A 26,712-nucleotide genomic window follows, 5' to 3' on the forward strand; every position below is an offset into this window, starting at 1 on the left:
CTCAGCGCGCGTCGACCACCACGCCCGAGTCCCACAGGGACAGCGCGGACGCGATCGCCATGTGCATGTCGAGGTACAGGTACGACCCGAGGCGGCCGCCGAAGTGCACGCCGGGCTCGTCGGCGGCGAGCGCGCGGTACTCCTGCAGGCGGGCGCGGTCGTGCGGCGTCGCGACCGGGTAGTACGGCTCGTCGTCGGGCCCGGCCGCGCGCGACGTCTCGCGCATGACGACCGTGCGGTCCTGCGCGTGGCGGTCCTCGCGCTCGGGGTGGAAGTGCCGGAACTCGTGGACCCGGGTCCACGGCACGTCGAGGTCGGCGTAGTTCATGACGCTCGTGCCCTGGAAGTCCCGCACGGGCAGCACCTCGGTCTCGAGGTCGAGCGTGCGCCAGCCCAGCGGCCCGTGGTGGTGGTCGAAGTAGCGGTCGACGGGCCCGGTGTAGACGATCGGCACCTGCCCGCGCGCGGCGGCCTTCGACAGCGGCTGCGCGGGGTCGAGGAAGTCGACCCCCAGGCGCACGTCGATGCGGGGGTGCGACGCCATGGCCTCGAACCACGGCCCGTACCCGTCGGCGGGCAGACCCTCGTAGGTGTCGGAGAAGTAGCGCGCGTCGTACGTGTAGCGCACCGGCAGCCGCGAGATGACCGACGCGGGCAGCTCGCGCGGGTCGGTCTGCCACTGCTTGGCGGTGTAGCCGCGCACGAACGCCTCGTACAGCGGGCGGCCGATGAGCGAGACGGCCTTCTCCTCGAGGTTCGCGGCCGTGGCGGCGTCGACCTCGGCGGCGTGCTCGGCCACCAGGGCGCGCGCGGCGTCCGGTCCCATCGCGGTGCCGAAGAACTGGTTGAGCGTGCCCAGGTTGATGGGCAGCGGGTAGACCGTGCCCGCGTGCGTCGAGAACACGTGGTGCCGGTAGTCGGTGAACGCGGTGAACCGGCGCACGTACCGCCACACGCGCTCGTTCGACGTGTGGAAGATGTGCGAGCCGTAGCGGTGCACCTCGATGCCGGTGGCCTCGTCGACGCTCGACCACGCGTTGCCGCCCAGGTGGTCGCGCCGGTCGACGACCGTGACGCGCAGCCCCGCCTCCGCGGCGCGCTCGGCGACCGTGAGGCCGAACAGGCCGGCGCCGACGACGAGCAGGTCCATGCGACGACCCTCCGGTGCGGGGGAGCGCCGGGCCGGACGGCCCGGGCGGCTCGCAGTCTAGGCCGGGGCCGCGGCTGCCCCGGGCGCGCCCGGCGCGGGCGACCGAACGGCCACGGGATCCGACGGATCGTGCGAGCCGGGCGCCCCGGTGCGGCGTGCGGTGGTTGCGTGGTGGACGCCCGCGCCGAGCGCCGCCGCGGGTCGGCGGGACCCCGGCAGGCGGGTGCGGCCGCGACCGGCGAGGGAGGACCCCACCCGTGGACGGCGTGACCTACATCGGCGTGGTCGACGACGACCCGCACTCGCGTGCGACGGTCGTCGCGCACCTCCAGCGGTACGAGGAGGAGCACGGCGTCGAGTTCTCGGTGCGCACGTTCTCGGACGGCGCGCAGCTCACGCGCGGCTACCGCGCCGACTTCGACGTGCTGTTCCTCGACGTCGAGATGGCGCGCATGGACGGGTTCGAGACCGCGCACGCGGTGCGCGCGCTCGACGACCGCGTCGTCATCGTGTTCATCACGCGCATGGCGCAGATGGCGATCAAGGGCTACGAGGTCGACGCCCTGAGCTACCTGGTCAAGCCCGTGCCGTACTTCGCGTTCTCGCAGGAGCTCGCGAGGTCGCTGCAGCGCGTGCGTCGCACGCAGTCGGAGGGCGTCATGCTCCCGGTCGCGGGCGGCACGGCGCGCGTCGACGTCGCGGACATCGTGTACGTCGAGAGCATCAAGCACCGCATCGTCGTGCACGCGATCGGGCGGAGGTACGCGTTCACGGGGACCCTCAAGGCGATCGAGGAGCAGCTCGCGGGGCAGGGGTTCTTCCGCAGCAACAACTGCTACCTGGTGAACCTGCGGCACGTGCACGCGGTGCGGCAGTCGACGTCCGTGATGCTCGGCGGCGACGAGCTGCAGATCAGCCGCGCCCGCAAGCGCGCGTTCCTCGACGCGATGGCGGACCACCTCGGCGGCCGCGTGCCGTGACCTGCCCGTGACCTGAGGGACTGTTCGTGCACGCAAAGCGACGGTCCGTGTAGGGGCACGGTCCGGCGCCACGGCCGCTGCCTAGCGTGAACGCGCCGGCCACGGGACCACGACGTCCCGGGCGGCGACGGGTTCGCGAGTGCGCCGCGCGTGCACCGGCTCAGCGGTCCCACCCCGACGACGGGGCGGTGACGACGGGCGCGGGCGGGGCCACGAGACGACAAGGGAAGGTCGATGAAGACAACGAGTACGGCGCGGGTCGCCGCCAGCCGGTCGGCACGCCTCACGAGCGCCGCGCTGGTCGCGGGCCTCACGCTCACGGGCCTGGCGGCGTGCACCGCCGGCGACACCGACGACAAGGGCGCGTCCGCCGACGCGTTCACGACGCGCGAGGTGTCGGACGGCAAGACGACGTTCGTCGTCGTCGACAACCCGGGCGACGCCCCGACGCTCTCCTACGGCGCGGACAGCGACGTCGAGCTCCTCTCGGAGGACGTCGACGGCGCGAAGGTCGCGTTCAAGGACATGAACGGCAACGGCGAGCTGGACGCCTGGGAGGACTGGCGCAAGTCCCCGCAGGAGCGCGCCGCCGCCCTCGCCGAGGACCTGACGATCGAGCAGATCGCCGGCCTCATGCTCTTCAGCTCGCACGAGCGCTCGCAGGCCGACGGCCTCACCGACGCGCAGAAGGAGTACCTGACGGACTCCCACCTGCGCAACGTGCTGCACGCGGGCCCGAGCGACGTCAAGGCGACCGTCACGTGGGCGAACCAGATGCAGGCGTTCGCCGAGTCGCTCGCGACCGAGGGCGAGCCGTACGTGCCCGTCAACTTCGCGTCCGACCCGCGCTCGACCGCCGGCTCCGGCGGCTACAACGCCGAGGGCGACGACATCTCGCGCTGGCCGTCGAACCTCGGCCTCGCGGCCACGTTCGACGTCACGCACATGGACGAGTTCGCGCAGATGTCGTCCGCGGAGTACCGCGCGCTCGGCATCACCACGGCCCTCAGCCCGCAGATCGACCTCGCGACCGAGCCGCGCTGGCTGCGCGTCGGCGGCACGTTCGGCGAGGACGTCGACCAGAACACCGAGCTCGCGGCGGCCTACGTCCACGGCTACCAGAGCACGCGCGGCCAGGACGGCTGGGGCTCCGAGTCCGTCAACGCGATGATCAAGCACTGGGCCGGCGACGGCCCGGGCGAGGGCGGCCGCGAGGCGCACACCAACGCGGGCAAGTACGGCGTGTACCCGGGCGGCAACTTCGACGAGCACACCAAGGCGTTCCTCGGGTCGCTCGACTCGGCCGCCGTCATGACGGCGTACTCGATCGCGCTCGACGGCGACGGCGAGCCGCTGTTCGGCGAGCGTCGCGGCGCCGCGTACGACCACGGCCGCATGGACCTGCTCCGCAAGGAGAACGGGTACGAGGGCGTCGTCGTCACCGACTGGGGCGTCACGTCCAGCTACCTCGACCCCGAGAAGCCGTTCGGCATGGGCTGGGGCGCCGAGGACCTCACCGACGAGCAGCGTCACTACGAGGTGCTGCGCACGGGCCACGACATGTTCGGCGGCAACAACAAGGTCGAGCCGGTCCTGGCCGCTCACGACATGTGGCAGAAGGACTTCGAGGCCGGCAAGAACGACGTGGACGCGGACACCCGCTTCCGCGAGTCGGGCAAGCGCATCCTCACGATGTTCTTCCAGCCGGGCCTGTACGAGAACGCGTTCCTCGACCTCGAGGAGTCGCAGAAGGTCCTCGCGAGCGACGACAAGGTCGAGGCCGGCTACGCCGCGCAGCTCGACTCGGTCGTCATGCTGAAGAACGACGGCAGCACGATCGCGAAGTCCGACGCCGCGGCGTGGAAGGACAAGAAGGTCTACATCCCGCGGTCGTACAACGTCGGCTTCGCCGGCGCGTTCGGCCCCGCCGAGTACAAGGAGGCGCCCGGCCTCACGCTCGAGGTCGCCGAGGAGCTGTTCGGCGAGGTCGTCACCGACGAGGCCGAGCTCGACGCCGACGGCAAGGTCGTGAGCTACACCGCGCCCGACCTGTCCGACGTGGACCTCGTGCTGGTCGGCATGTCCAGCCCGGACAACGGCGGCACGTTCTCGAACATCGGCCACGACGTCGAGAACGACACGTGGTACCCGCTGTCGCTGCAGTACCGCCCGTACACGGCCGACGGCCCGAACGTCCGCCAGACGTCGATCGGCGGCGACCTCCTGCCCGACGGCACGAAGCAGAACCGCTCGTACTTCGGCAACACGTCGAAGATCGCGAACGAGTCCGACCTCGACGCGTTCGAGCGCGCGACGGCCGCCGTCGCGGCGTCCGGCAAGGAGATCCCCGTGATCACCGTGCTCAAGGCGATCAACCCGGTCGTCCCGGCCGAGTTCGAGGCCGCGTCCGACGCGATCGTCGTCGGGTTCGGCACGAGCGACAAGGCGCTCCTCGAGGTCGCGCTCGGGCTCCACGAGCCCGCCGGCCGCCTGCCGATCCAGTTCCCCCAGGACATGGACACGGTCGAGGCGCAGCAGGAGGACGTCAGCAAGGACATGACGCCCTACACCGACGCGTCGGGCAACACGTACGACTACGGCTTCGGCCTGAACTTCGCGGGCCCGATCGGCTGACCCGCGCACCGTCCGGGCCGGTCGGCGACCACGTCGTCGACCGGCCCGGGCACCGCACCGGCGGGCGTCCTGGGGACACCGACCGGCGCGGGCCTGGGCCGCGGGGTGGGCTCGCGGCCGGAACCCACGAAGGAGCAGAAGTGAAGCGGAACAAGGTGCTGCACACCGGGCTCGGCCTGCTGGTCGCCGCGACGGGCGTCTTCGGCCTCGCGGCCTGCGGCAACGACGACGGCGGCAGCCAGGACTCCGGCACGTCGGACAGCGCCGCGGCCGAGGTCGACGTCAAGGACGACCTCGAGAACGCGCGCAAGGCCGTCGCCGATGCGCTCGCCGAGGACGACTCGTGGGCGCAGATCATGCTCGCGAGCGACGTCGACGCGCCGACCGTGAAGTACGGCCTGCTGGTCGTGCCCTACTCCTACTCGGACGCCGCCTCGCGCGTGCAGGGCACCATCACGATCACCGACGGCAAGTACACGATCGACGCCGACTCGGCCGCGACGGGCGACACCTGGCGCATCGACCAGGACGGCAAGATCACCGAGGTCTCGGAGTAAGGACCCCCGCCGGCCCGCCCACCGGGCGGGCCGGCCTCCGTGCGCGCGCCAGGACGGCGCCGCACCCCGCGCACGAGCACGCCGACGGCCCCGTGGACGACGGTCCGTGCCCCGGAACCGACCGATCGTGCGGCCGCGGCGGGCGCTCACGACACCGCTCCTAGCCTGATTCGTGAGCCCGCACTCGAGGAGGAATGCAGTGAACGCCAGGTCGAAGAACGACCGCGCCAAGGCGCCGATGTCCAACAAGAAGTTCCTGTGGATCTGGGTCCCCGTGCTCGCCACGGTGACCGTGCTGACGGTGGTCGCGAACATCGCCCTGAGCGTCGCGGGTGGCTGGGTCGCCTCGCAGCTGGGCACCGGCACGTACACGTTCACCAACTCGGACGAGTCGAAGGACTGGGACACCGAGTACTACACGCCCGAGCTCGCGTCGATGGAGGACGTCGACGTCGCGGCGAAGGACCTCGTCGAGGAGATCGCCGGCTCCGGCATCGTCCTGGCGAAGAACGAGACCGCCGCGCTGCCGCTGGCGCCCGGCGGCCGCGTGACGCTCCTCGGCCGCGCCGCCGCCGACCCGGTGTTCGGCGGCTCGGGCTCCGGCTCGGTCGACACGAACTCGGCCGTCACGCCGCGTGCGGGCCTCGAGAACGCGGGCTTCCAGGTCAACGAGACCGTGCTCACCGCGATCGAGGAGTACGCCGCGGAGAACAAGCGCGGGCACATCGAGATGGACCGCCCCGACATCTCGACCTACGACATCGGCGAGCTGCCGGTCGCCGACTACCAGGCCGTCGCGTCGTCGTTCGCGGACTACGCGGACGCCGCGGTGGTCGTCATCGGCCGCCCGGGCGGCGAGGGCGGCGACCTCACGCAGGACATGTCCGGCTGGGACGACGACGCGGCCCCCGGGCAGCACCAGCTCGAGCTGAACAAGGCCGAGCGCGACCTGATCGAGCTCGCGAAGGCGAGCTTCGAGACCGTCGTCGTCGTCGTGAACGCGTCGACCACGATCGAGATGGGCGACCTGCAGGCCGACCCGGGCGTCGACGCGATCCTGCTCGCGGGCTCGCCGGGCGCCACCGGCTTCAACGCGCTGGGCGGCATCCTGTCCGGTGACGTGAACCCGTCGGGCCGCACGGCCGACGTGTGGGCCGCCGACTTCACGGCCGACCCGACGTTCGTCAACTTCGGCGCGTTCCTCTACGACGGCATCGAGGTCTCGTACCCGCAGTCGGCGGTCGAGCGCGCGACGTCGAACGCGACCGTCACCGACGAGGCGCCGTTCGTCAACTACGCCGAGGGCATCTACGTCGGCTACCGCTACTACGAGACCGCCGCCGCCGAGGGCTTCCTCGACTACGACTCCGCGGTCGTCTACCCGTTCGGCTACGGCCTGAGCTACACCGACTTCGCGTGGCGCCTGGTCGACCAGCAGCTCGGTGACGTGGACGGCACCGTCGCGCTCACGGTCGAGGTCACCAACACGGGCACGGTCCCGGGCCGCGACGTCGTCGAGCTCTACTACACGGCGCCCTACACCAAGGGCGGCATCGAGAAGGCCGAGGTCGTGCTGGGCGGCTTCGCCAAGACCGGCGTCGTCGCGCCGGGTGCGAGCGAGACCGTGACGATCGAGGTCGACGTCGAGGACATGGCGTCCTACGACCACCTGGGCGAGCGCGCGTACGTGCTCGAGGCCGGCAACTACGTGCTGTCGCTGCGCACGGACTCGCACACGGTCGCCGAGGGCGTCGCGCCCGTCACCTACACGGTCGACTCCGACGTCGTGTACTCGGGCGAGAACCACCGTGCGTCCGACCGCACCGAGGTCACGAACCTGTTCGACGACGTGTCGGACCGGTTCAGCACGACGCCGCAGGACGGCAAGATCCTGTCGATGTCGCGCGCCGACTTCGCGGGCACGTTCCCGAAGGCGCCGACGGCCGACCTGCTCGCGGCGGACGACGCGATCCGCGAGGGCTTCGCCGCGTGGGACGCGCAGGCGCAGGCCGACGCGTTCGACGGCCCGAAGCCGGCGACCGGCAAGAGCACCGACCTGACGCTCGCCGACCTGCGCGGCCTGCCCAAGGACGACCCGAAGTGGGACGAGCTGCTCGACTCGCTGTCGGTCGGCGACATGACGGACATGCTGCTCAACGGCGCGTACCAGACGGCCGCGATCGCCTCGATCGCCAAGCCGCAGACGCTCGAGCCGGACGGCCCCGCGGGCTTCTCGTCCTTCATCAACCAGTCGATCAACGGCGTGGCCTACCCGTCGCAGTTCCTCATCGCGCAGACGTGGGACACGCAGATCGGCGAGCGCATGGGCCGCATGCTCGGCGAGGAGGCCCTGCACAAGGGCATCAACGGCTGGTACGCGCCCGCCGTGAACCTGCACCGCTCGCCGTTCGGCGGCCGCAACTTCGAGTACTACTCGGAGGACCCGCTGCTGTCGGGCGCGATGCTCACGTCCGTCGCGAACGGCGTGGCCGAGAAGGGCGTCTACACGCTCATCAAGCACTTCGCGATGAACGAGCAGGAGACCAACCGCGTCAACAACGGCATCGCGACGTGGGCGACCGAGCAGACGATCCGCGAGCTCTACCTCAAGCCGTTCGAGATGGCCGTCAAGGGCATCACGATGGACGTGCGGTACGTCGCGGACGACAAGGGCACGGTCGAGCAGACCACCGTCGGGTCGACGGGCGTCATGAGCTCGTTCAACCGCATCGGCGCGACGTGGGCCGGCGGCTCGCCCGCCCTCATGGACGGCGTGCTGCGCGGGGAGTGGGGCTTCGAGGGCTTCGCGATCTCGGACTTCAACCTCTACCCGTACATGAACCCGAACGAGGGCATCGCCGCGGGCACCGACCTGCAGCTCACGTTCCAGCCGTCGAAGTCCTTCAACGACACGTCGTCCGCGAAGGCCCTGACGGACATCCGCGACGCGACCCACAACATCCTGTTCACGGTCGCGAACTCGAACGCGATGAACGGGCTCGCACCCGGCGCGACGGTCACCTACACGCCGCCCACCTGGGTGTACGTGCAGATCGGCGTGTCGGTCCTGCTCGGCCTGCTCGTCGTGGCCGGCGGCGTGCTGGTCACACGCCGCGTGCTGCGGCACCGCGGCACCACGGCGGCCTGATCGCCGGGCCGGGCCCCGCCCACGCGGCGGGGCCCGGCGCCCGGGCCCCCGTCGGGTCGGCGGCGCCCACCACCGTCGACCCGACGGCGAGGCCGCGCGCCCGCACCGCCCCGCCACACCCCTGAACCACCGAGGAGACACCGTGCGAACCGAGGACGCCGCCACCGCGTCGCCGCGCGCGACCGTGACGACCGACGACCTGACGCTGCTGGAGAAGGCGGCGCTGCTGACGGGTGCGTCGGTGTGGCAGACGCACGCGCTGCCGCGGCACGGCGTGCGCGCGCTGTGGCTGGCCGACGGCCCGCACGGCGTGCGCAAGCAGGTCGGCTCGGCCGACCACCTCGGCCTCAACGCGTCGGAGCCCGCGACGTGCTTCCCGACGGCCGCGACGGTCGCCAACACGTGGGACGTCGACCTCGCGGAGCGGGTCGGCGAGGCGCTGGGGACCGAGGCCGCGGCGCAGGGCGTCGACGTGCTGCTCGGCCCCGGCCTCAACGTCAAGCGCTCGCCGCTGGGCGGCCGCTCGTTCGAGTACTTCTCGGAGGACCCGCTGCTGTCCGGGCGGCTGGCCGCCGGCTACGTGCGCGGCATCCAGGCGCAGGGCGTCGCGGCGTGCCCCAAGCACTACGCGGCGAACTCGCAGGAGCTGCGGCGCATGGTGTCCGACTCCGTGGTCGACGAGCGCACGCTGCGCGAGATCTACCTCTCGGCGTTCGGGATCGTCGTCACCGAAGCGCGCCCGCGCTCGATCATGTCGGCGTACAACCTGGTCAACGGGGTCTACGCCAACGAGCACCCGTTCCTGCTGACGACGGTCCTGCGCGACGAGTGGGGCTTCGACGGCGCCGTCGTCACCGACTGGGGCGGCTCGAACGACATCGTGGCCGGCACGGCGGCGGGCTCGTCGCTCGAGATGCCGGCCGCCGGGCTGGACTCGGCGCGCCAGGTCGTCGCCGCGGTGCGCGACGGGCGCCTGCTGGGCTCCGACGTCGACGCGCGCGCGGCCGAGATCCTGCGGCTGGTCGCCGAGGCGCGCGACCCCGGGACCGCTCCCACCGTGGACGCCGACGCGCACCACGCGCTGGCCCGGGACGTCGCGGCGCGGAGCGCCGTGCTGCTGAAGAACGACGACGCGATCCTGCCGCTCGCGGCGGGCACGCGCGTCGCGGTGGTCGGCGACTTCGCGCGCACCCCGCGCTACCAGGGCTCGGGCTCGTCGGTCGTCAACCCGACGCGGCTCGAGTCGGTGCTCGACGTCATCGGCGCCTCGGGCCTGGAGATGACGGCCTTCGCACCCGGGTTCACGCGCAACGGCTCGCCCGACCCCGCGCTGCGCGCGCAGGCCGTCGAGGCCGCGCGCGACGCCGACGTGGTCCTGCTGTTCCTGGGCCTCGACGAGATCGCCGAGTCCGAGGGCCTCGACCGCTCGACGCTCGCGCTGCACCAGGCGCAGGTCGAGGTGCTCGACGCGGTCGCGGCCGTCAACCCGCGCACCGTCGTCGTGCTGTCGGGCGGCGGGGTCGTCGAGACGCCGTGGCTCGGGCAGGCGCGCGCGCTCGTGCACGGCTACCTCGCCGGGCAGGCCGGGGCCAGCGGGCTGCTCGACGTGCTCACGGGTGCGGTCAACCCGTCGGGGCACCTCGCCGAGACCATGCCGCTCGCGCTCGCCGACACCCCGACCGCGGGGATCTTCCCCGCGACGGGCCGCACGGCCGAGTACCGCGAGGGCCTGTTCGTCGGCTACCGCTACTACACGTCGGCCGGCGTGCCCGTCGCGTTCCCGTTCGGGTACGGCCTGTCGTACACGACGTTCGAGCACCGCGACCTCGTCGCGACGCCCGAGAAGGCGACCGTCACGGTGACGAACACGGGCGACCGGTCCGGCGCCGACGTCGTGCAGGTGTACGTCGCGCGCACGTCGTCGGGCGTGCACCGCCCCGTGCGGACCCTCGCCGGGTTCGCGCGCGTCGAGCTCGCTCCGGGCGAGTCCGCGACGGTCGAGGTGCCGCTCGGCGACGCCGCGTTCCGGCACTGGGACACGGCCACGGGTGCGTGGCAGGTCGAGCAGGGCACGTGGGACGTGCTCGCGGGCCACCACGTCGACGACCTGCCGCTGCGCGCCGCGGTCGAGCTCACGGGCACCGTCCCGTCGCGCACGCAGGACGTGACCGGCCCGTACCGCACGGGCCACGTCAAAGACGTCACGGACGCCGACTTCGCGGCGCTGCTGGGGCGGCAGGTCCCGGCGGGCGACTGGTCGGGGCCGCTCGGCGTCAACGACCCGCTGTCGCGCCTGGCCGACGCGCGCTCGCCGCTCGCGCGGGGCGCGTACCGCCTGCTCGCGTCGCGGCGCGACGCCGCGGCCCGCAAGGGCACGCCGGACCTCAACGTGCTGTTCCTGCTCAACATGCCGTTCCGCGCCATCGGGAAGATGACGAACGGCATGGTCAGCGCCGAGATGGTCGACGGGATCCTCCGCATCGTCAACGGCCACTTCCTCTCCGGCGCGGGCTTCACGCTGCGCGCCTACGTCCGCAACGTGCGCGCGAACCGCCGCACCGCCCGCGCGCTGCGCGGCGACTCCTGACCCCGGAGGCACCCCCATGCTCACGCGCCTGAAGTCCGCCTGGCACTCCTTCGAGGAGCGGCGCCCGGGAGTCGCGCAGTTCGTCGTGTTCCTCGTGCTCAGCAACGGCATCACCGCGCTGCAGCTCGCGCTCATGCCGCTCATCAAGTGGCTGTTCGGCATGACGGCGCTCGTCGACACCGCGTTCCAGGTGTGGCCGGTCGGGTCGAACCCCGACGGGTCGCAGTACTTCGTGTTCGACTACGCGGCCGGTGCGCTGCCGCTGGGCGGCGGCGGCCTCGCGTACTTCCTCGCGGTGCAGATCACGCTGCTCGTGGCGCAGGTCATCAACTTCTTCGCGCAGCGCAGCATCACGTTCAAGTCGAACTCGTCGATCGCCAAGGCCGCGTTCTGGTACGCGGTGGCGTACGTCGTCATCACGATCCTCGCCGCGGCGGCGCAGGGCTGGTACAAGGCGCCCATCTACGATCTGTTCATCGACACCTGGGGTCTGGGTGGCACCGGCGAGACGCTCGCCGACTTCGTCACCATGATCATCAACGCGGCGATCTCGTTCTGGGTGTTCTTCCCGATCTTCAAGGTCATCTTCAAGCAGGTTCCCGCCGAGGCGGGCGCGCAGGGGGCTGCGTCCGACTCGGAGGTACGTACGTCGTGAACCCGTTGCTGTCCGTCGTCATCCCGGCGTACCAGGCGCAGGACTGCCTGGCACGCGCGCTGGACTCGGTGGTGGGCTTCGGCGACGAGGTCGAGGTGATCGTGGTCGACGACGGGTCGACCGACGGCACGGCCGACCTCGCGCGCCGCTACGTCGAGCGGTTCGCGGGGCAGGTGCACCTGCTGAGCAAGCCGAACGGCGGGCACGGCTCGGCGATCAACGCCGGGCTCGAGCGCGCGACGGGCACGTACCTCAAGGTCGTCGACGCCGACGACTGGCTGGACCGCGACGCGCTCGCGCAGGTCCTGGCGACCCTGCGCGCGCAGGTGGCGGACGGCGGCGGGGTCGACCTGCTGGTGTCGAACTTTGTCTACGAGAAGGTCGGCAAGCGCCGCAAGACCGTGGTGCGCTACTGCGGCGCGCTGCGGCGCGGGCGCGTCTCGACGTGGGCGCAGACCCGGCACTTCGGCAAGCGGCAGTACCTCATGATGCACGCGCTGACGTACCGCACCGACGTGCTGCGCCGCTCGGGCCTGCGGCTGCCGGAGCACACGTTCTACGTCGACAACCTGTACGCGCTGGTGCCGCTGTCGCACGTGCACACGCTGTACTACCTGGACGTCGACCTGTACCGGTACTTCATCGGCCGGCCCGACCAGTCGGTGCAGGAGTCGGTCATGCTGCGCCGCCTGGACCAGCAGCTGCGCGTCAACTGGCTCATGCTCGACCACGTCACCGGCACGGTCGCGCACGACCGCCGGCTGCGGCGGTACCAGCTGCACTACGTCGAGATCATCTGCGCCGTCACGTCGATCCTGCTGCTGCGGGCCGGCACCGCGCAGGCCCTGGCGGAGAAGGAGGCCCTGTGGTCGCAGATGCGCGCGCAGGACCCTGAGCTCTACCGCAAGGTCCGCTGGTCGGGCCTGGGGCAGATGTGCAACCTGCCCGGCGCGACGGGGCGGCGCGTGTCCGTGCTGGCGTACCGGGTCGCGCAGCGCGCGATCGGGTTCAGCTGACGGTCCGGTCCGGCTGGCGGGTCGGCCTCGGCTGACGGGTCGGCGTCAGCTCGCCCGTCGCCGCGCGTGGCGGTCGAGCTCGCGCGCGAGCTGCGGTCGCACGACGCGTCCGCGGGCCCACGCCGTCCATCCGCGCGCCGAGACCTGCACCCACCGGTAGTTGACGACCTCGACGACCGTGAACGCAGCCGTGCCCGCGGCGACAGCCGCGGCGCGAGTGCCGACGTCGGGTCCCGCGCCCGTCGCCGCACCGAGCGCGAGCGCCGCGAGCACCGCGAGGGCGACCACGCCGCACGCGAGCAGCACGGCCTCGGTGACCCGCAGCCACCGCAGCGGCACGTGCCCGCGCGCCCGGCGCCACCAGAACGCCGCGGCGACCAGCAGCGCGACGCCCAGCGCGCCCGCCGCGGGCAGCAGCACGACCAGGTCGCCCGCCTGCGGGCGCGCGAACCACACGAGCAGCGGCGGCAGCAGCAGCCCGCTCACGGCCTCGCCCGACGCGAGCTGCCCGAGCTCGCGGCGCACCGCGGCGGGGGAGCGGCGGACGCCGCGGCGACCGTGCGTCGGGGCGTCGTCGGTCGTCGGCGGGGCGGCTGCGGGGTCGACCACGCGACCACCCTGCCATCGCTCGGCGTGGGCGGTGCGCCGGGACCGGGTCGACGTGGGCACGGAGGCGGAGGTGCGGTCGCGGTCCGTCGCACCTTCCCGTCGAACCCGTCCCCAGGCGTCGTCCGCGCCCCTACGGTGGGTCGATGAGGCCGATGCCGAGGACGGTCCCGCTGGCCGTGGGGCTCGTCGGCGGTGCCGTCGGGGTGCTGGCGGCGTGCTCCGGCCCCACCGACGGCACCGGGTACCTACAGGTGTGTCGGACCTGGAGAGCCTGTCCGGCAGCGACCACTTCGCCGCCGAGCCCGCGCGTCACGGCATGCTCGGTGTGACGTCGCGCGTTTGCGTGACGGTCCGGGTCGACAACATCGAGCGGATGCCGATGTGGCTGCAGGGCATGTAGGTCACCCAGGACGGCGACGTCCCTCTGGCGTCTGTCGTCGACCTGCCGGGCTGCCCTTCGGGGACAGGGCGGGGTCCAACCGCAGATCGCGGCCGTCCTCGGCTACTGCTCGCGCGCCGCGGCTGACTGGCTGCTCGGCTGAGACCGGGGCACGGTGCGAGGTGAGCGCTGCCGGCCTCCGGCCGCGTTCATGCGCGAACAGCTCCACTTGGCTCCTACCGACCTGCTGGGGGCGCGAGCTCGCGCCGTCATCAGGTGGCGCATCGGGCGAGGAATGCGCTTCATCGCGCGCCCCGCTCGCCTACCTCACTCCGAGACGACACGGACCAGTGACAGGCGCTACGACTGTCGGGCAGGCAGTCATTGACTCCGCACACTTGCGGACATTGCGGTCCTCCTGGCGTCGGCTGGCGGCGCAAGGCAAGGGGGCAGGGATGCGTTCTGCAGTCAGTGGTTTCGCGCCAAGAGCGCTGGTGGCGGCCGTGGTGGCTGTCGCCACGGCACTGGTGACAGCCGGCAATGCGATGGCAGCGGAGACCCAGGTCGACCGGTGGCGGGCACAGATGCTGGAACTGGAGCAGGTGGCCGACACGATGACCGCCGCGACGCCGGAGCGCACGCTGGAGGTGCTGGAGTCGCTGCCGGCTGACGCGCTGGCGACGAGCTCGGGGGCGGTCCCGACCGGCGAGGTGGCGAGCTGGGTCACTGCTGAGGGTGAGGAGCTGCTCGTCGTGGCGCTCGAGGACGACCTCGGTCTGTCGTCCCTGACGCTGCGGCTGGACGGGTCGGAAGTGAAGCAGTCCGTCGAGATCGCAGTCGCGGCCAGCAACCGTGGCGTGGTGCAGACGAGGCAGTGGACCAATGGTGCGCTCGTGTCCACCGAGACGATTCTCTCGGAGAGCCCGCGCCAGATCAGCAGGTCACTGACGACCGCGGCGGGGACGACAAGCTCCACTCAGTCGGTGAACCCGACCTTGGCGGGCGCAAAAACGCGCGTGGGAGCGACGGTCAACGCGAAGTGGCACCCGTTCTCGTGGTTGCGCTTCAAGTCGTGCATGCTGGACGCGCAGGTCAGTTGGGCGCTGCTGGCGATCTTCGCGACTGCGCGCGGAGCTGGTGCAGTCGTGACGGCGGGCCTCGCGCTGTTCGGCTGCGCCGCGGCCGTGGGCCTGCCCTCGGGCGCGATGGGTGCGTGCACTGCCTACGCGACCTACTGGTGAGGCCCGCCGCGGTGCACGTGAGGGTCGGTACGTCCTAGAAAGGGGCTGGCATGAGACCGCAGATGGCGGGCCCGTTCGCTCTGGCTGGCTTGTTGGCGTGGATCGCCGCGGGACTGGGCGAGGGCGGTGCATCCTCGTTGGTGCTCTGGCCGACGTCCCTGGTCCTGCTGGTGCTGGCGATGCTCGCCGCTCGCCGTCGGGCGCTTGAGGAGGACAGGCGCTCAGCTGCCACGTTGTTCGCGGCCCGCCCCGTGGTCCTCACGGCCGGGATGGCGTTCGGTGCGCTGATCGGGGTTGCGCTGGTGTGGCATCAGATCGCACCCCTGTGCCTGGGCGCAGCGGCTGTGGTGGTGGCAGCACTCGGGTTGTTCGGTGCCCGTGCGCGCCACGAGCGCCGCAGCAGTGAGCCGTGACCTGTCCGAGGCGGTGCGTCGTACCGGGCTGACGCGTTCGTGCCCACAGCTCACCAGCGGCACCCCCTGTCGGCGCCACGCCGACGGGGTGCCGCTGGTGACGGTCAGCCGGACATCGCTTCCAGGGCCGAGGCGTCCTCGGCCTTGAGGAGGCCGGCTCCGACAGCGGGCCGTCCTTGCCGGCGCCCTCATCGCTCTCGCGCTGCACCGCCCCGGGTTCAGTGGAGGCGGGACACTACCGCCGCCTGTCGCCGGTTCCGGCCTTCGCGTGTCAGTGCGGGCCGCCGAGTGCGTCGGGCCGGGCCTCGCGGTGCGCAGCTCTCGCGTGGTCTGTTCGATGTCGGCGTCGGTGCACGGCATCGCCCCGGCGTCACCCGAGTGGCGCTGCGGTGCACCCGAAAGGCCTGCTGATGTGGGCGTGTGTGGGCCGGGCAGGGCCGGTAACGCCGCGAGCCGCCCCGCCGGTGACGGCGGGACGGCTCGTGGTGGTGGTGCGCCCGAAAGGATTCGAACCTTCGACCTTCTGCTCCGGAGGCAGACGCTCTATCCGCTGAGCTACGGGCGCGCAGCGATCACCGAGACTACCAGCCCGCGGGCGGGTGCTCCGACCCGCGCACGGGCGCGCGCGTCAGGCGTCCTCGAGCAGTCCTGACAGGTACGCGCTGGTCTCGCTCGCGGCGCGCTCGGGGTTGCCCGCGACGATCGCCTCGACGAGCGAGTCGTGCGCGTCGTCGGCGTGCGAGTCGGTGACGAAGTTGAAGCGGATGTTGTCGCCGATGGCCTCGAGCAGGTTGTCGTAGAGCGACTGCAGCACCGGGTTGCCGGAGGTCCGGACGATGGACCGGTGCAGCTCGAGGTCGGTCGCGACCATCGCGTCGAGGTCGCCGCCCTCGTACGCGCGGGCGCGCGCGTCGCGCTTGGCCAGCAGGTCGGACGCGTCGGTCGCGGTGCGGCGGCGGGCCGCGAGGCGCGCGGCCTCCATCTCCAGCGCGCGGCGCACCGACACGACGTCGCGCTGCCGGGCGTCGGCGATCTGCCGGCCCATCGTCACGGCCATCTCGGAGCGCGACAGCACGTACGTGCCCGAGCCCTGGCGGCGCTCCACGAGGCCGGCGTGCACGAGCGACTGCACGGCCTCGCGCACGGTGTTGCGGCCCACGCCCAGCAGCTCGACGAGCGCCGGCTCGGGCGGGATGCGCGAGCCCACGGCCCACTCGCCCGAGCTGATGCGCGACCGCAGCGCCTCGACGGCGGTGTCGATCAGTCCCGTGCGTCGTGCCATGGGCGGTGTCTCCTCGTGTCCAGGGGGTGCCGCCGGCTGCGACGACCGCGGCGCCCCTGCCCGAGTCAACACGTCCGACGACCGGGGGACCAGTCCCGCGGCCCCAGGGTGTCGGCGGCGTGTCGCGGACGGCGGTCGACGGGCGGAACGCCGGGCTCGGTGGTCCGACGGTTCCCCTACCCTGGGAGGGTGACTCCCGACCAGCTCGCCGACGCACTGCGCGGCGCTCTCGTGCACGCCGTCGACGACGGCACGTTCGCCCTCGACCCGGCCGCGATCCCGGCCCGTGTGCACATCGAGCGACCCCGCCAGCGCGAGCACGGCGACTGGTCGACGAACGTCGCGCTGCAGCTCGCCAAGAAGGCGGGCACGAACCCGCGCGCGTTCGCCGAGGAGCTCGCGCGTCGCCTCGCCGACGTGCCGGGCATCGCGGCCGTCGAGATCGCAGGACCGGGGTTCCTCAACATCCGCCTCGACGCGGCCGCCGCGGGTGAGCTCGCGCGCGGCGTCGTCGAGCAGGGCGAGGCGTACGGGCGCAACGACACGTTCGCGGGCGTGCGCGTCAACCTCGAGTTCGTGTCCGCGAACCCGACGGGCCCGATCCACATCGGCGGCGTGCGCTGGGCGGCGGTCGGCGACGCGCTCGCGCGCGTGCTGCAGGCGTCGGGCGCCGACGTGGCCCGCGAGTACTACTTCAACGACCACGGCGTGCAGATCGACAAGTTCGCGCGCTCGCTCGTGGCGCGCGCGCGGGGCCTCGAGGCGCCCGAGGACGGCTACGGCGGCCAGTACATCACCGAGATCGCCGACCAGGTCGTGGCCGACGCGCTCGCGGCCGGCGAGCCCGACCCGCGCACGCTCCCGGACGACGAGGCGCGCGAGGCGTTCCGCGCGCGCGGCGTCGAGCTGATGTTCGCCGAGATCAAGCAGTCGCTGCACGACTTCGGCGTGGACTTCGACGTGTACTTCCACGAGGACTCGCTGCACGAGTCGGGTGCGGTCGACCGCGCGATCGCGCGCCTGCGGGACGCGGGGCACGTGTTCGAGGCCGACGGCGCGACGTGGCTGCGCACGACCGACTTCGGTGACGACAAGGACCGCGTCATCGTGAAGTCGGACGGCGAGGCCGCGTACATCGCGGGCGACATCGCGTACTACCTCGACAAGCGCGAGCGCGGCTTCGACCGCGTGTTCATCATGCTGGGCTCCGACCACCACGGGTACGTGGGCCGCATGATGGCCGTGTGCGCGGCCTTCGGCGACACGCCGCACGTCAACCTCGAGCTGCTCATCGGCCAGATGGTCAACCTCGTCAAGGACGGCGCACCCGTGCGCATGTCCAAGCGCGCGGGCACGGTCCTGACGATCGACGACCTCGTCGACGCGGTCGGCGTGGACGCCGCGCGCTACGCGCTGTCGCGCTCGTCGTCGGACCAGCCGATCGACCTCGACCTCGACCTGCTGGCCAAGGCCACCAACGAGAACCCCGTGTTCTACGTGCAGTACGCGCACGCGCGCACCGCCGCGGTGGCCCGCAACGCGGCCGAGGCGGGCGTGCGCCGCGAGGACGGGTTCGACGCGTCGCTGCTCGACCACGACTCCGAGGGCGTGCTGCTGGGCCTGCTCGCGGACTTCCCGCGCGTCGTCGCGCAGGCGGCCGACCTGCGCGAGCCGCACCGCGTCGCGCGGTACGCCGAGGACGTCGCGGGTGCGTACCACAAGTGGTACGACCAGAAGCGTCGCGTCGTGCCGTGGGGCGACGAGGAGCTCACCGACGCGCACCGCACGCGCCTGTGGCTCAACGACGCCACGCGTCAGGTGCTCGCGAACGCGCTCGCGCTGCTCGGGGTGAGCGCGCCGGAGCGCATGTGACGCGCGACGGGGCGACCACCGACGGGGGCACGCCGCTCGGGCTGCCGTGGTCGACGGGCGTCGTGCGCGGCACCGACGGGGCCGTGCGGGTCGCGGGCGTCGACGTGCGCGACCTCGCGGCGACGCACGGCACGCCCGCGTACGTGCTGGACGAGGCGGACCTGCGGGCGCGTGCCCGGGCGTACCGGTCGGCGTTCGAGACCGCGTGCGCGCAGGTCGGCACGGGCGTCGACGTCTACTACGCGGGCAAGGCGCTGCTGACGCGCGCGGTCGCGCGCTGGGTGCACGCCGAGGGGCTGCGCGTCGACACCGCGAGCGGCGGCGAGCTGGCGGTCGCGCTCGCGGCCGGCGTCCCGGGCGCCCACCTGGGCCTGCACGGCAACAACAAGTCCGACGACGAGCTGCGCACCGCGCTCGACACGGGCGTGGGGCGGATCATCGTCGACTCGCTCGTCGAGGTCGACCGGCTCGCGGACCTCGTGCGCGCGCACCGCGGCGACGGCGGTGCGCCCGCCCCCGTGATGGTGCGCGTGACCACGGGCGTGCACGCGGGCGGGCACGAGTTCATCTCGACCGCGCACGAGGACCAGAAGTTCGGGCTGTCGCTCGCGGCCGTGCCCGGCGGCGGCGACAGCCCGGCGCTGACGGCGCTGCTGCGGGTCGTCGCGCGTCCCGAGCTGCGGCTGCTCGGCATCCACTCGCACATCGGCTCGCAGATCCTCGACCCGTCGGGGTTCGCGGTCGCGGCGCAGCGCGTGCTCGCGCTGCGCGCCGAGCTGCACACCCGCACGGGCGTGCTGGTCGACGAGGTCGACCTGGGCGGCGGGTACGGCATCGCCTACCTGCCCGGCGAGGTGCCGCTCGACCCGGACCGGATCGCGAAGGAGGTCGCGCAGGCCGTGGCCGACGCGTGCCGCGACCTGGGGCAGCCGCTGCCGCGCCTGTCGATCGAGCCCGGCCGTGCGATCGTCGGGCCCGCCGGGCTCACGCTGTACACCGTGGGCACGGTCAAGCCCGTGCGCCTCGAGGACGGGCGCGTGCGCACGTACGTGTCGGTCGACGGCGGCATGAGCGACAACATCCGCCCCGCGCTGTACGGCGCGCACTACCACGCCGAGGTCGTGTCGCGGACGTCGGATGCGGCGCCCGTGCTGGCCCGCGTGGTCGGCAAGCACTGCGAGAGCGGCGACGTCGTGGTCCACGAGGTCCGGCTCCCGGGCGACGTGCGCGCGGGTGACCTGCTCGCGGTCGCGGCGACGGGTGCGTACGGGCGCTCGATGTCCTCGAACTACAACCTGCTGACGCGCCCGCCCGTGGTCGCGGTCACCGCGGGGGAGTCGCGCGTGCTCGTGCGCCGCGAGACGGTGGACGACCTGCTGGCGCTCGACGTCGCGGCCGACTGAGCCGCACCGACCACGCCCGGGTCCCCGTGAGGGGGCCCGGGCGTCCTCGTCCGCGCGCGTCGTGCGGTGCAGGACGTGCGTCCCACCACACCTCGGGACAGGTTTGATAGGTGAGCCTCACCTAGGTTAGGTTCCCCTCACCGACGCGTCCGCGTCGCTCCCCTCTCCTCGAAGGCGGTGGCCGGCGTGCGCACGCGTGCGACCCGAGCGTCCCTCGCGGCCCTCGCCGCGCTGCTCGTCGCGGTGAGCGCCGCGTGCTCGAACGGCACCGCGGCCGCGACCGGCGTCCCCGACGGCGGACGCCGCCTCGCGGACGTCACCCCGGTCGACGACCCGCGCACCCTCGAGGGGCCCGCGACGGCCGTCGTCGCCGACGCCGCCGTGCGTCCCGTCGTCGAGGGCCCGGTGCCCGCGCTGCCCGTGACCGTCACCGACGCGCAGGGCACCGCCGTCACGGTCGCCGACGTCAGCCGGATCCTCGCGCTCGACGTCCACGGCACGCTGTCGCGCACGGTCTTCGAGCTCGGGCTCGGTGACCACGTCGTCGGCCGCGACGTATCCTCGGGGTTCGCCGAGATCGCCGACCGGCAGCTCGTCACCTCCGGCGGGCACGACCTGTCCGCCGAGGCGATCCTCGACCTCGCCCCCACGGTCGTCGTCACCGACACGACCCTCGGTCCCTGGGACGTCGTGCTGCAGGTGCGCGACGCGGGCGTCCCCGTGGTCGTCGTCGACGCGCACCGCGACGTCGCGGGCGTCGGCGACCTCGTGCGCCAGGTCGCGGCCGCGCTCGGCGTCGTCGACGCGGGCGAGCTGCTCGCGCAGCGCGCGCAGGCCGAGATCGAGGCCAAGGTCGAGCAGATCGCCGCGGTCGCGCCCGCCGACCGCGCGCGGCGCCTGCGGATCATGTTCCTGTACGCGCGCGGCCAGGCCGGCGTCTACTACCTGTTCGGGGAGGGCTCGGGCGCCGACTCGCTCGTCGAGGCGGTCGGCGGCGTCGACGTCGCCCGGGAGATCGGCTGGCAGGGCATGCGCCCGCTCAACGACGAGGGCCTCGTGGCCGCCGCTCCCGACGTCATCCTCATGATGACCGACGGCCTGGAGTCCGTCGGCGGCGTCGACGGGCTGCTCGAGCGGCTCCCCGCGATCGCGTCGACGCCCGCGGGCGAGCGGCGGCGGGTCGTCGACATGGCCGACGCGCAGGTGCTGTCGTTCGGGCCCGCGACCGCCGACGTGCTCGACGCGCTCGCGGTCGCGCTGTACGCGCCGGGCGAGGACGCGGCGTGAGCGTCGACGCGACCCCCTCCGCCACGTCGCCCGCGCCCGCCGTGCCCGCCGCGGTCCCGGACGCCGCGGTCCCCGGGACCGCGGGGCGCCGCGCGGACCCGGCACCGTCCCGCCCGTCCCCGGGCGGTCCGTCGCGTCGCGCTGTTCGCCGGGCTCGGCGCCGCGCTGCTGGTCCTCGCGGTCGTCGCCGCGGGCACCGGGCAGCTGCACGTGCCGCCCGCCGAGGTGCTCGGCTCGGTGCTGCACCGCCTCGGGCTCGACGTCGGGCCGCTGCCCGCGCACGCGCACGGCGAGGCCGTGCTGTGGACCGTCCGGTTCCCGCGCGTCGTCATGGCCGTGCTCGTCGGCGCCGCGCTCGCGACGGGCGGCGCCGTCATGCAGGGCGTGTTCGGCAACCCCCTCGCCGAGCCGGGCGTCGTGGGCGTCTCGTCCGGCGCGGCCGTCGGCGCGTGCCTCGTCATCGTCACGGGGTGGACGTTCGCCGGGTCGTGGACCGTCGCGCTGCTCGCGTTCGCCGGTGGCCTCGCCGCGACCCTCGTGGTCTACGCGACCGCACGCGAGGCGGGTCGCACCGAGGTCGTGACGCTCGTGCTCACGGGTGTCGCCGTCAACGCCGTCGGCGGCGCGGCCGTCGCGTTCCTCACCTTCCTGGGCGACACGCAGGCGCGCGAGCAGATCGTGTTCTGGCAGCTCGGCAGCCTCAACGGCACGCGCTGGGCGTACGTCGCGGTCGTCGCGCCGCTCGTCGTCGCCGGCCTCGTCGCGGCGGTCGTCCTCGCGCGGCGGCTCGACCTGCTCGCGCTGGGGGAGCGGCCCGCACGGCACCTCGGCGTCGACGTCGAGCGGCTGCGGCTGGTCGTCGTCGTGGTCGTCGCCGTGCTCACCGCCGCGGCCGTCGCGTTCTGCGGCGTCATCGCCTTCGTCGGCCTCGTCGTGCCGCACGTCGTGCGCATGGTCGTCGGGCCCGGGCACCGCGTGCTCGTGCCCGCCTCGGCGCTGGGCGGCGCGACGCTGCTGCTGGGCGCCGACCTCGTGGCCCGCACGGCCGTGCCCTACGCCGACCTGCCGATCGGCATGCTCACCGCGCTCGTCGGCGGGCCGTTCTTCTTCTGGCTCATCCGCCGCACGCGCCGCGCCGCCGGGGGCTGGGCGTGAGCGCGCGGCTCGCGGCGCGCGGCGTGCGCGTCGCGTACGGCCCGTCCGTCGTCCTCGACGACGTCGACCTGGACGTGCGCGGCGGCGAGCTCGTCGCGCTCGTCGGGCCCAACGGCGCGGGCAAGTCGACCCTGCTCGCGGTGCTGTCGGGCGACCCCCGGCCCGACGCGGGACGCGTGCTGCTCGACGGCGTCGACCTGCGGCGGCAGCCGCTCGTCGACCTCGCGCGGCGACGCGCGGTCATGCTGCAGGAGGCGCGCGTGTCGTTCGCGTTCCGTGCGCTCGACGTCGTGGCCATGGGTCGCCACCCGTGGCGCGGCACGCCCCGCGCGGCCGAGGACGACGCCGTCGTCGCGCGGGCCATGGCCGACGCCGACGTCGCGCACCTCGCGCCGCGCACGTTCCCCACGCTGTCCGGCGGCGAGAAGGCGCGCGTCGCGTTCGCGCGCACGCTCGCGCAGCAGGGCGACGTCCTGCTGCTCGACGAGCCGACCGCCGCGCTCGACGTGCGGCACCAGGAGGCCGTGCTCGCGCGGGCCGCGCCGCCGCGCGCGCCGGGGCCGCGGTCGTCGTCGTGCTGCACGACCTCACGCTCGCGGCGGCCTACGCCGACCGAGTGGTGGTCCTCGCGGCCGGCCGCGTGCGCGCCGACGGGCCGCCGCACGACGTGCTCACCGCCGCGCTGCTCACCGAGGTGTACGAGCACCCCGTCGACGTCTGGCACCGCCCCGGCGCCACGGACGACGGGCTCCCCGAGCTCGTGGTGCTGCCCGTCCGCGCGGCGTCCGCCGCCGCCCCCGCCCGTGTCACGGAGGAGACCGCATGACCCGCCCGGCCCCGACCGCCCGTCGCACGCGCGCCCCCCGGCGCGCCCTCGTCACGCTCGCGGCCGCCGCGCTGCTCGGCGTCGCGGCCGGCGCACCCGCGCTCGCCGCCGCCGACCGCACGCTCGGCGCGTCCGGCGCGACGGTCACGGTCGAGGCGCCCGCGGGCGTCGCGGCCGACGCGGCGACCACGGTCGAGGTCCGCGGCGCCGGGTTCCAGGTGGTGCCCGGCGGGTTCGGCGGCCTCTACGTGCTGTTCGGCTGGGTCGACGACCCCGCGGGTGGCACGTGGCGGCCGTCCGCCGGCGGCACGACCGGCACGACCCTGCGCTACGCGGTCGACGACGCGGCCCGCGAGAACGCCGGGTACCAGCGGTTCGTCGCGTTCCCGGGCGCGAGCACCGCGGTCGAGGCGAACGGCGGCGAGCTCGCCGCCGACGGCTCGTGGGCGACCACGCTCACCGTCCCCGGCGCGCGGTTCACGGCGCTCGACGCGTCGGGAGGCACGGTCGAGGTCGACTGCACGACCGTGACCTGCGGCGTCATCACCATCGGTGCGCACGGCGTCGCGAACGCCCACAACGAGACGTTCACCCCGGTCGTGCTGACGGGCGCGACGCCCGACGACGCGGCGGTCGGGACGCCCCCGAGCCGCCGCCCGCCGCGACCGACGCACCGACCGGGCCCGCGGTCGCGGACGAGGGCCCCGCGTCCGTCGCGACGTCGGCCGACGACACCGCGCGCCCGGCCCGGTCGCTCGCCGTGCCCGTGGGTGCCGCGGCGGCCGCGCTCGCGGCGGTGGCGACGGCTGTCGTCGTGCGCCGCCGACGCAGCGCGTCGTGACCGGCGCGCGGCCGCCCGCCGCCCGCCGCGACCCCGTGCGGCTCGACCGCACCACCCCTGACCCCCACCCCCCGAGGCGCCCCCGCCCGGTCCCGCACGTCCCGAGGAAGGAACACGATGGAACGACGAACGACGACCCGCGCGAGACGCGGGCTGACGGCGGCGCTCACCGCGCTCGTCATGAGCCTGGGGGCCGCGGTCGCCGCGCTGCCGGCCGCCGCGGCGGGGGGACCCGAGGTCACGGTGCGGCAGACGCCCGCGGCCGACGGCACGCTCGACCTCGTGGTCACGGGGACGGGCTTCGAGGCGGCCGTGGCCGGCCCCGGCGTCTACGTGGCCGTGGGCCCGAAGGTCGGTGCCGACTGGTTCGTCGACGCGTCGCGCTTCCAGAAGGTCAAGTGGGTCAGCGTGTCGGCCACCGCCGAGACCGACTCGCGCGCGCCGCTCACGCCGCAGGGCACGTTCGAGCTCACGATCACCGGCGTCGCACCGACGTTCACGGGCGGCGGCACGACGTACGACCACGCGACCACGCCGTTCCAGGTGCTGACGATGGCCGCGCACGGGTCGCCCGACCGGTCGCTCGACACCGCGACCGCGCTGACGTTCCCGACGCCCGAGCCGACCCCGGAGCCGAGCCCCGAGCCGACCCCCGAGCCGACGGTCGAACCCTCCCCGGAGCCGACGCCCGACCCGGGCGCCGCTCCCGCCGTGCGCGTGTCGCGCACCGCCCTCGCGGCGGACGGTCCGACCACCGTCACGGTCGAGGGCACGGGCTTCCTGCCCTCGCTCGCGACCGGGACGCGACCGCCGCTGGCGGGGCGCGCCGCGGGTGTGTACGTGGTGTTCGGCGCCTTCCCCGAGGTGTGGGGCGCGTCGCAGGGCGCACCGTCGTCCGCGCGCGCGGCGACCGGCGCGACGCGCTGGGCCGTGCCGGCGGACTCGATGGCGACGATCGGCGGTCCCGGCGCGGGTGCCGTCGAGCTGCGGCCCGACGGGTCGTTCACCGCCGAGGTCGTCGTCGACAAGGCGGCGGTCGACGCGAAGTCGCCGGCCGCGGGTGCGCGGTACGGCATCTACACGTACGCCGGCTCGGGTGCCGTCGTCGCCGCCTACGAGACGGCCACGCCGCTGACGTTCACGTCCCCCGAGCCGACCCCGGAGCCGACGCCCGAGCCCAGCCCGGAGCCGACGCCCGAGCCGACCCCGGAGCCCAGCCCCGAGCCGACGCCCGGTCCCGCCGTGACCGTGGACCGCACGGTCCGCGCCGACGGCCGGCTCGACCTCACGGTCCGCGGCACGGGCTTCGCCGCGGCCGCCGCCGGGCCCGGCCTGTACGTCGCGGTCGGACCGAAGGTCGGCGACCGCTGGTACGCCGACGCGTCGCGGTTCCAGCAGGCGAAGTGGGTGAGCGCGCGCACGACGGCCGAGACCGCGACGACCGCGCCGCTCGCGGCCGACGGCTCGTTCACGGTCCACCTCACGGGCGTCGCGTCGACGTTCACGGGCGGTGGCACGACGTACGACCACGCGACGACGCCGTTCCAGGTGCTGACGATGGCCGCGCACGGCTCGTCCGACCGGTCGTTCGACACCGCGACGCCGCTCTCGTTCGCCGGGACGCCCGCGCTCCCGGGCGTGGGCGAGCCGACCCCGGCCCCGGTCGAGGCCGGGACAGTCGCGGTCGAGGGCCTGACGTCGGGGCGGGTCGTCGCCGGTGGCGAGCTCACGGTGACCGGCAGCGGTTTCGGCCCGGGCGAGACGGGCATCCGTCTCGAGCTGCGCTCGGACCCGGTCGTGCTGGCCGCGAACCTCACGGCCGACGCGTCGGGCGTGGTCACGGCGACGGTCACGGTCCCGGCGGGCACGCCGGCCGGGCGCCACACCCTCGTGCTGGTCGGCGCCGGGCAGACGCTCACGCAGGAGATCACGGTCACGGCGGCGCCCGCACGGTGCGTCGCGCGTGCCGTGACGGGTGCGACCCTCACGTGGGGCGTGCGGGACTCGTTCCGCACGTACGTGACCGGGCCGGTCGCGGGTGGTGCGGTGAGCGCCTCCGGCGTCTCGGGCGACGGTCCGTGGACGTGGTCGGGCGGCACCGGCCGGTTCAACCCGGACGGTCCCGCCGGGGCCGCGTCGTGGTCGGGCCGGGTGCACTTCACGGGCCACCACGGCCAGCTCGACCTCACGGTCGCCGACCCGCGCGTGCAGGTGACGAGCGCGTCGTCGGCCGTGCTGACCGCGAGCGTGACGTCGCCCGAGGGCTCGTCGCGCGTCACGCTCGCGACGCTCGCGCTGGGGTCGGGCTCGCGCACGGCGACCGCGGACCGGGTCGCGTACAGCGGCGTGCCGGCGACGCTGACCGCCGCGGGCGCGACGGCGTTCGCGGGCTTCTACCAGGCCGGTGAGTCGCTCGACCCGGTGTCGTTCACGCTGCCGCTCGGCGGCGAGGTGGAGTGCGACACGTCGACGGGGCTCGCGGTGACGGGTGCGGACGCGGCCGGTGCCGCCGGTGCGGCGGTCGTCTTCGTCGTGCTGGGCAGCGTGCTCGCGCTCGCGGCCCGTCGGCGTGCGCGGCTCGTGACCGTCTGACGTGCGGACGACGACGGGGGCGGCACCGGTCGGTGCCGCCCCCGTCGTCGTCGGCGCGGGTGCTCGCGGCCGCTCAGGGCGGGCG

Annotated in this window: 20 protein-coding genes, 1 tRNA gene and 1 pseudogene; 18 read left to right on the plus strand and 4 right to left on the minus strand. The window is 73.9% G+C overall.

Translation table 11 applies throughout. The features are described 5' to 3' along the window. Position 1: 1 nt before the first annotated feature. Positions 2-1,150 carry a UDP-galactopyranose mutase gene (gene glf / locus GY42_RS00115; RefSeq protein ID WP_046527764.1) on the minus strand — a complete coding sequence of 383 codons (1,149 nt, stop codon included), beginning with the start codon at positions 1,148-1,150 and terminating at the stop codon, positions 2-4. A 257-nt stretch (positions 1,151-1,407) separates the two neighbouring features. Between glf and GY42_RS00120 the strand changes: the two genes are divergently transcribed. The 7 genes from GY42_RS00120 to GY42_RS00150 all read left to right on the plus strand — a co-directional run bounded on the left by GY42_RS00120 (position 1,408) and on the right by GY42_RS00150 (position 12,727). Further along, positions 1,408-2,130 carry a LytR/AlgR family response regulator transcription factor gene (locus GY42_RS00120; RefSeq protein ID WP_236686676.1) on the plus strand — a complete coding sequence of 241 codons (723 nt, stop codon included), beginning with the start codon at positions 1,408-1,410 and terminating at the stop codon, positions 2,128-2,130. A 234-nt stretch (positions 2,131-2,364) separates the two neighbouring features. Then, positions 2,365-4,764, plus strand: coding sequence for a glycoside hydrolase family 3 N-terminal domain-containing protein (locus tag GY42_RS00125; RefSeq protein WP_052748134.1), 2,400 nt, complete (start codon positions 2,365-2,367; stop codon positions 4,762-4,764). 140 nt (positions 4,765-4,904) lie between these two features. After that, positions 4,905-5,321, plus strand: coding sequence for a hypothetical protein (locus GY42_RS00130; protein ID WP_046527765.1), 417 nt, complete (start codon positions 4,905-4,907; stop codon positions 5,319-5,321). Positions 5,322-5,520: 199 nt separating this feature from the next. Next, a complete protein-coding gene (locus tag GY42_RS00135) occupies positions 5,521-8,469 on the plus strand; it encodes a glycoside hydrolase family 3 protein (protein WP_046527766.1) in 2,949 nt (982 codons plus the stop codon). A 142-nt stretch (positions 8,470-8,611) separates the two neighbouring features. Then, a complete protein-coding gene (locus GY42_RS00140; RefSeq protein ID WP_046527767.1) occupies positions 8,612-11,056 on the plus strand; it encodes a glycoside hydrolase family 3 C-terminal domain-containing protein in 2,445 nt (814 codons plus the stop codon). Positions 11,057-11,072: 16 nt separating this feature from the next. Continuing rightward, the gene (locus tag GY42_RS00145) at positions 11,073-11,711 is read left to right on the plus strand and encodes a hypothetical protein (protein ID WP_046527768.1); all 639 of its coding nucleotides are present in this window, start codon (positions 11,073-11,075) and stop codon (positions 11,709-11,711) included. Further along, positions 11,708-12,727, plus strand: a complete 1,020-nt coding sequence (locus GY42_RS00150; protein ID WP_052748135.1) for a glycosyltransferase family 2 protein — start codon at positions 11,708-11,710, stop codon at positions 12,725-12,727. The genes GY42_RS00145 and GY42_RS00150 overlap by 4 nt, the downstream gene beginning before the upstream one ends. Before the next feature lie 45 nt (positions 12,728-12,772). Here GY42_RS00150 and GY42_RS00155 read toward each other — a convergent pair whose 3' ends face one another. Continuing rightward, positions 12,773-13,336 (minus strand): hypothetical protein, encoded by a 564-nt coding sequence (locus GY42_RS00155; protein ID WP_046527769.1) that lies wholly within the window; start codon positions 13,334-13,336, stop codon positions 12,773-12,775. 253 nt (positions 13,337-13,589) lie between these two features. Here GY42_RS00155 and GY42_RS19260 point away from each other — a divergent pair, with 253 nt between their 5' ends. From GY42_RS19260 to GY42_RS00165, 3 genes are all read left to right on the plus strand, one after another. Continuing rightward, positions 13,590-13,736, plus strand: a complete 147-nt coding sequence (locus GY42_RS19260) for a hypothetical protein (RefSeq protein ID WP_160309382.1) — start codon at positions 13,590-13,592, stop codon at positions 13,734-13,736. A 434-nt stretch (positions 13,737-14,170) separates the two neighbouring features. Next, positions 14,171-14,956: a hypothetical protein gene (locus GY42_RS00160; protein WP_152667186.1), complete on the plus strand. Its 786-nt coding sequence runs from the start codon at positions 14,171-14,173 to the stop codon at positions 14,954-14,956. Between the two features lie 50 nt (positions 14,957-15,006). Then, positions 15,007-15,369: a hypothetical protein gene (locus tag GY42_RS00165; protein ID WP_046527771.1), complete on the plus strand. Its 363-nt coding sequence runs from the start codon at positions 15,007-15,009 to the stop codon at positions 15,367-15,369. A gap of 489 nt (positions 15,370-15,858) precedes the next feature. Here GY42_RS00165 and GY42_RS00170 read toward each other — a convergent pair. Together GY42_RS00170 and GY42_RS00175 are read right to left on the minus strand one after the other, a co-directional pair. After that, positions 15,859-15,934, minus strand: a tRNA-Arg gene (locus tag GY42_RS00170). Between the two features lie 63 nt (positions 15,935-15,997). After that, the gene (locus GY42_RS00175) at positions 15,998-16,651 is read right to left on the minus strand and encodes a FadR/GntR family transcriptional regulator (RefSeq protein WP_046527772.1); all 654 of its coding nucleotides are present in this window, start codon (positions 16,649-16,651) and stop codon (positions 15,998-16,000) included. Positions 16,652-16,840: 189 nt separating this feature from the next. Between GY42_RS00175 and argS the strand changes: the two genes are divergently transcribed. From argS to GY42_RS19265, 8 genes and pseudogenes are all read left to right on the plus strand, one after another. After that, positions 16,841-18,523 (plus strand): arginine--tRNA ligase, encoded by a 1,683-nt coding sequence (gene argS / locus GY42_RS00180; protein WP_046527773.1) that lies wholly within the window; start codon positions 16,841-16,843, stop codon positions 18,521-18,523. After that, positions 18,520-19,926 carry a diaminopimelate decarboxylase gene (lysA, locus tag GY42_RS00185; protein WP_046527774.1) on the plus strand — a complete coding sequence of 469 codons (1,407 nt, stop codon included), beginning with the start codon at positions 18,520-18,522 and terminating at the stop codon, positions 19,924-19,926. The genes argS and lysA overlap by 4 nt, the downstream gene beginning before the upstream one ends. A 186-nt stretch (positions 19,927-20,112) precedes the next feature. Then, the gene (locus tag GY42_RS00190) at positions 20,113-21,213 is read left to right on the plus strand and encodes a heme/hemin ABC transporter substrate-binding protein (protein ID WP_052748504.1); all 1,101 of its coding nucleotides are present in this window, start codon (positions 20,113-20,115) and stop codon (positions 21,211-21,213) included. Positions 21,214-21,354: 141 nt separating this feature from the next. Next, the gene (locus tag GY42_RS00195; protein WP_046527776.1) at positions 21,355-22,368 is read left to right on the plus strand and encodes a FecCD family ABC transporter permease; all 1,014 of its coding nucleotides are present in this window, start codon (positions 21,355-21,357) and stop codon (positions 22,366-22,368) included. Positions 22,369-22,442: 74 nt separating this feature from the next. Continuing rightward, positions 22,443-22,805: pseudogene (locus GY42_RS20075) on the plus strand (ATP-binding cassette domain-containing protein); the annotation flags it as partial. 137 nt (positions 22,806-22,942) lie between these two features. Then, on the plus strand, positions 22,943-23,194 hold the full coding sequence (locus GY42_RS20080) for a hypothetical protein (protein ID WP_330217822.1): 252 nt from the start codon (positions 22,943-22,945) through the stop codon (positions 23,192-23,194). Beyond that, entirely contained in the window at positions 23,191-24,096 is a 906-nt protein-coding gene (locus GY42_RS00205) for a hypothetical protein (protein ID WP_052748136.1), read from the plus strand. Before GY42_RS20080 ends, GY42_RS00205 begins: the two co-directional genes overlap by 4 nt. Positions 24,097-24,152: 56 nt before the next feature. After that, positions 24,153-26,627 (plus strand): HtaA domain-containing protein, encoded by a 2,475-nt coding sequence (locus GY42_RS19265; RefSeq protein ID WP_052748137.1) that lies wholly within the window; start codon positions 24,153-24,155, stop codon positions 26,625-26,627. Positions 26,628-26,712: the final 85 nt, after the last annotated feature.

Origin of the sequence: Cellulomonas sp. FA1 (assembly GCF_000986825.1) — a bacterium.
Lineage (GTDB): Bacteria > Actinomycetota > Actinomycetes > Actinomycetales > Cellulomonadaceae > Cellulomonas > Cellulomonas iranensis.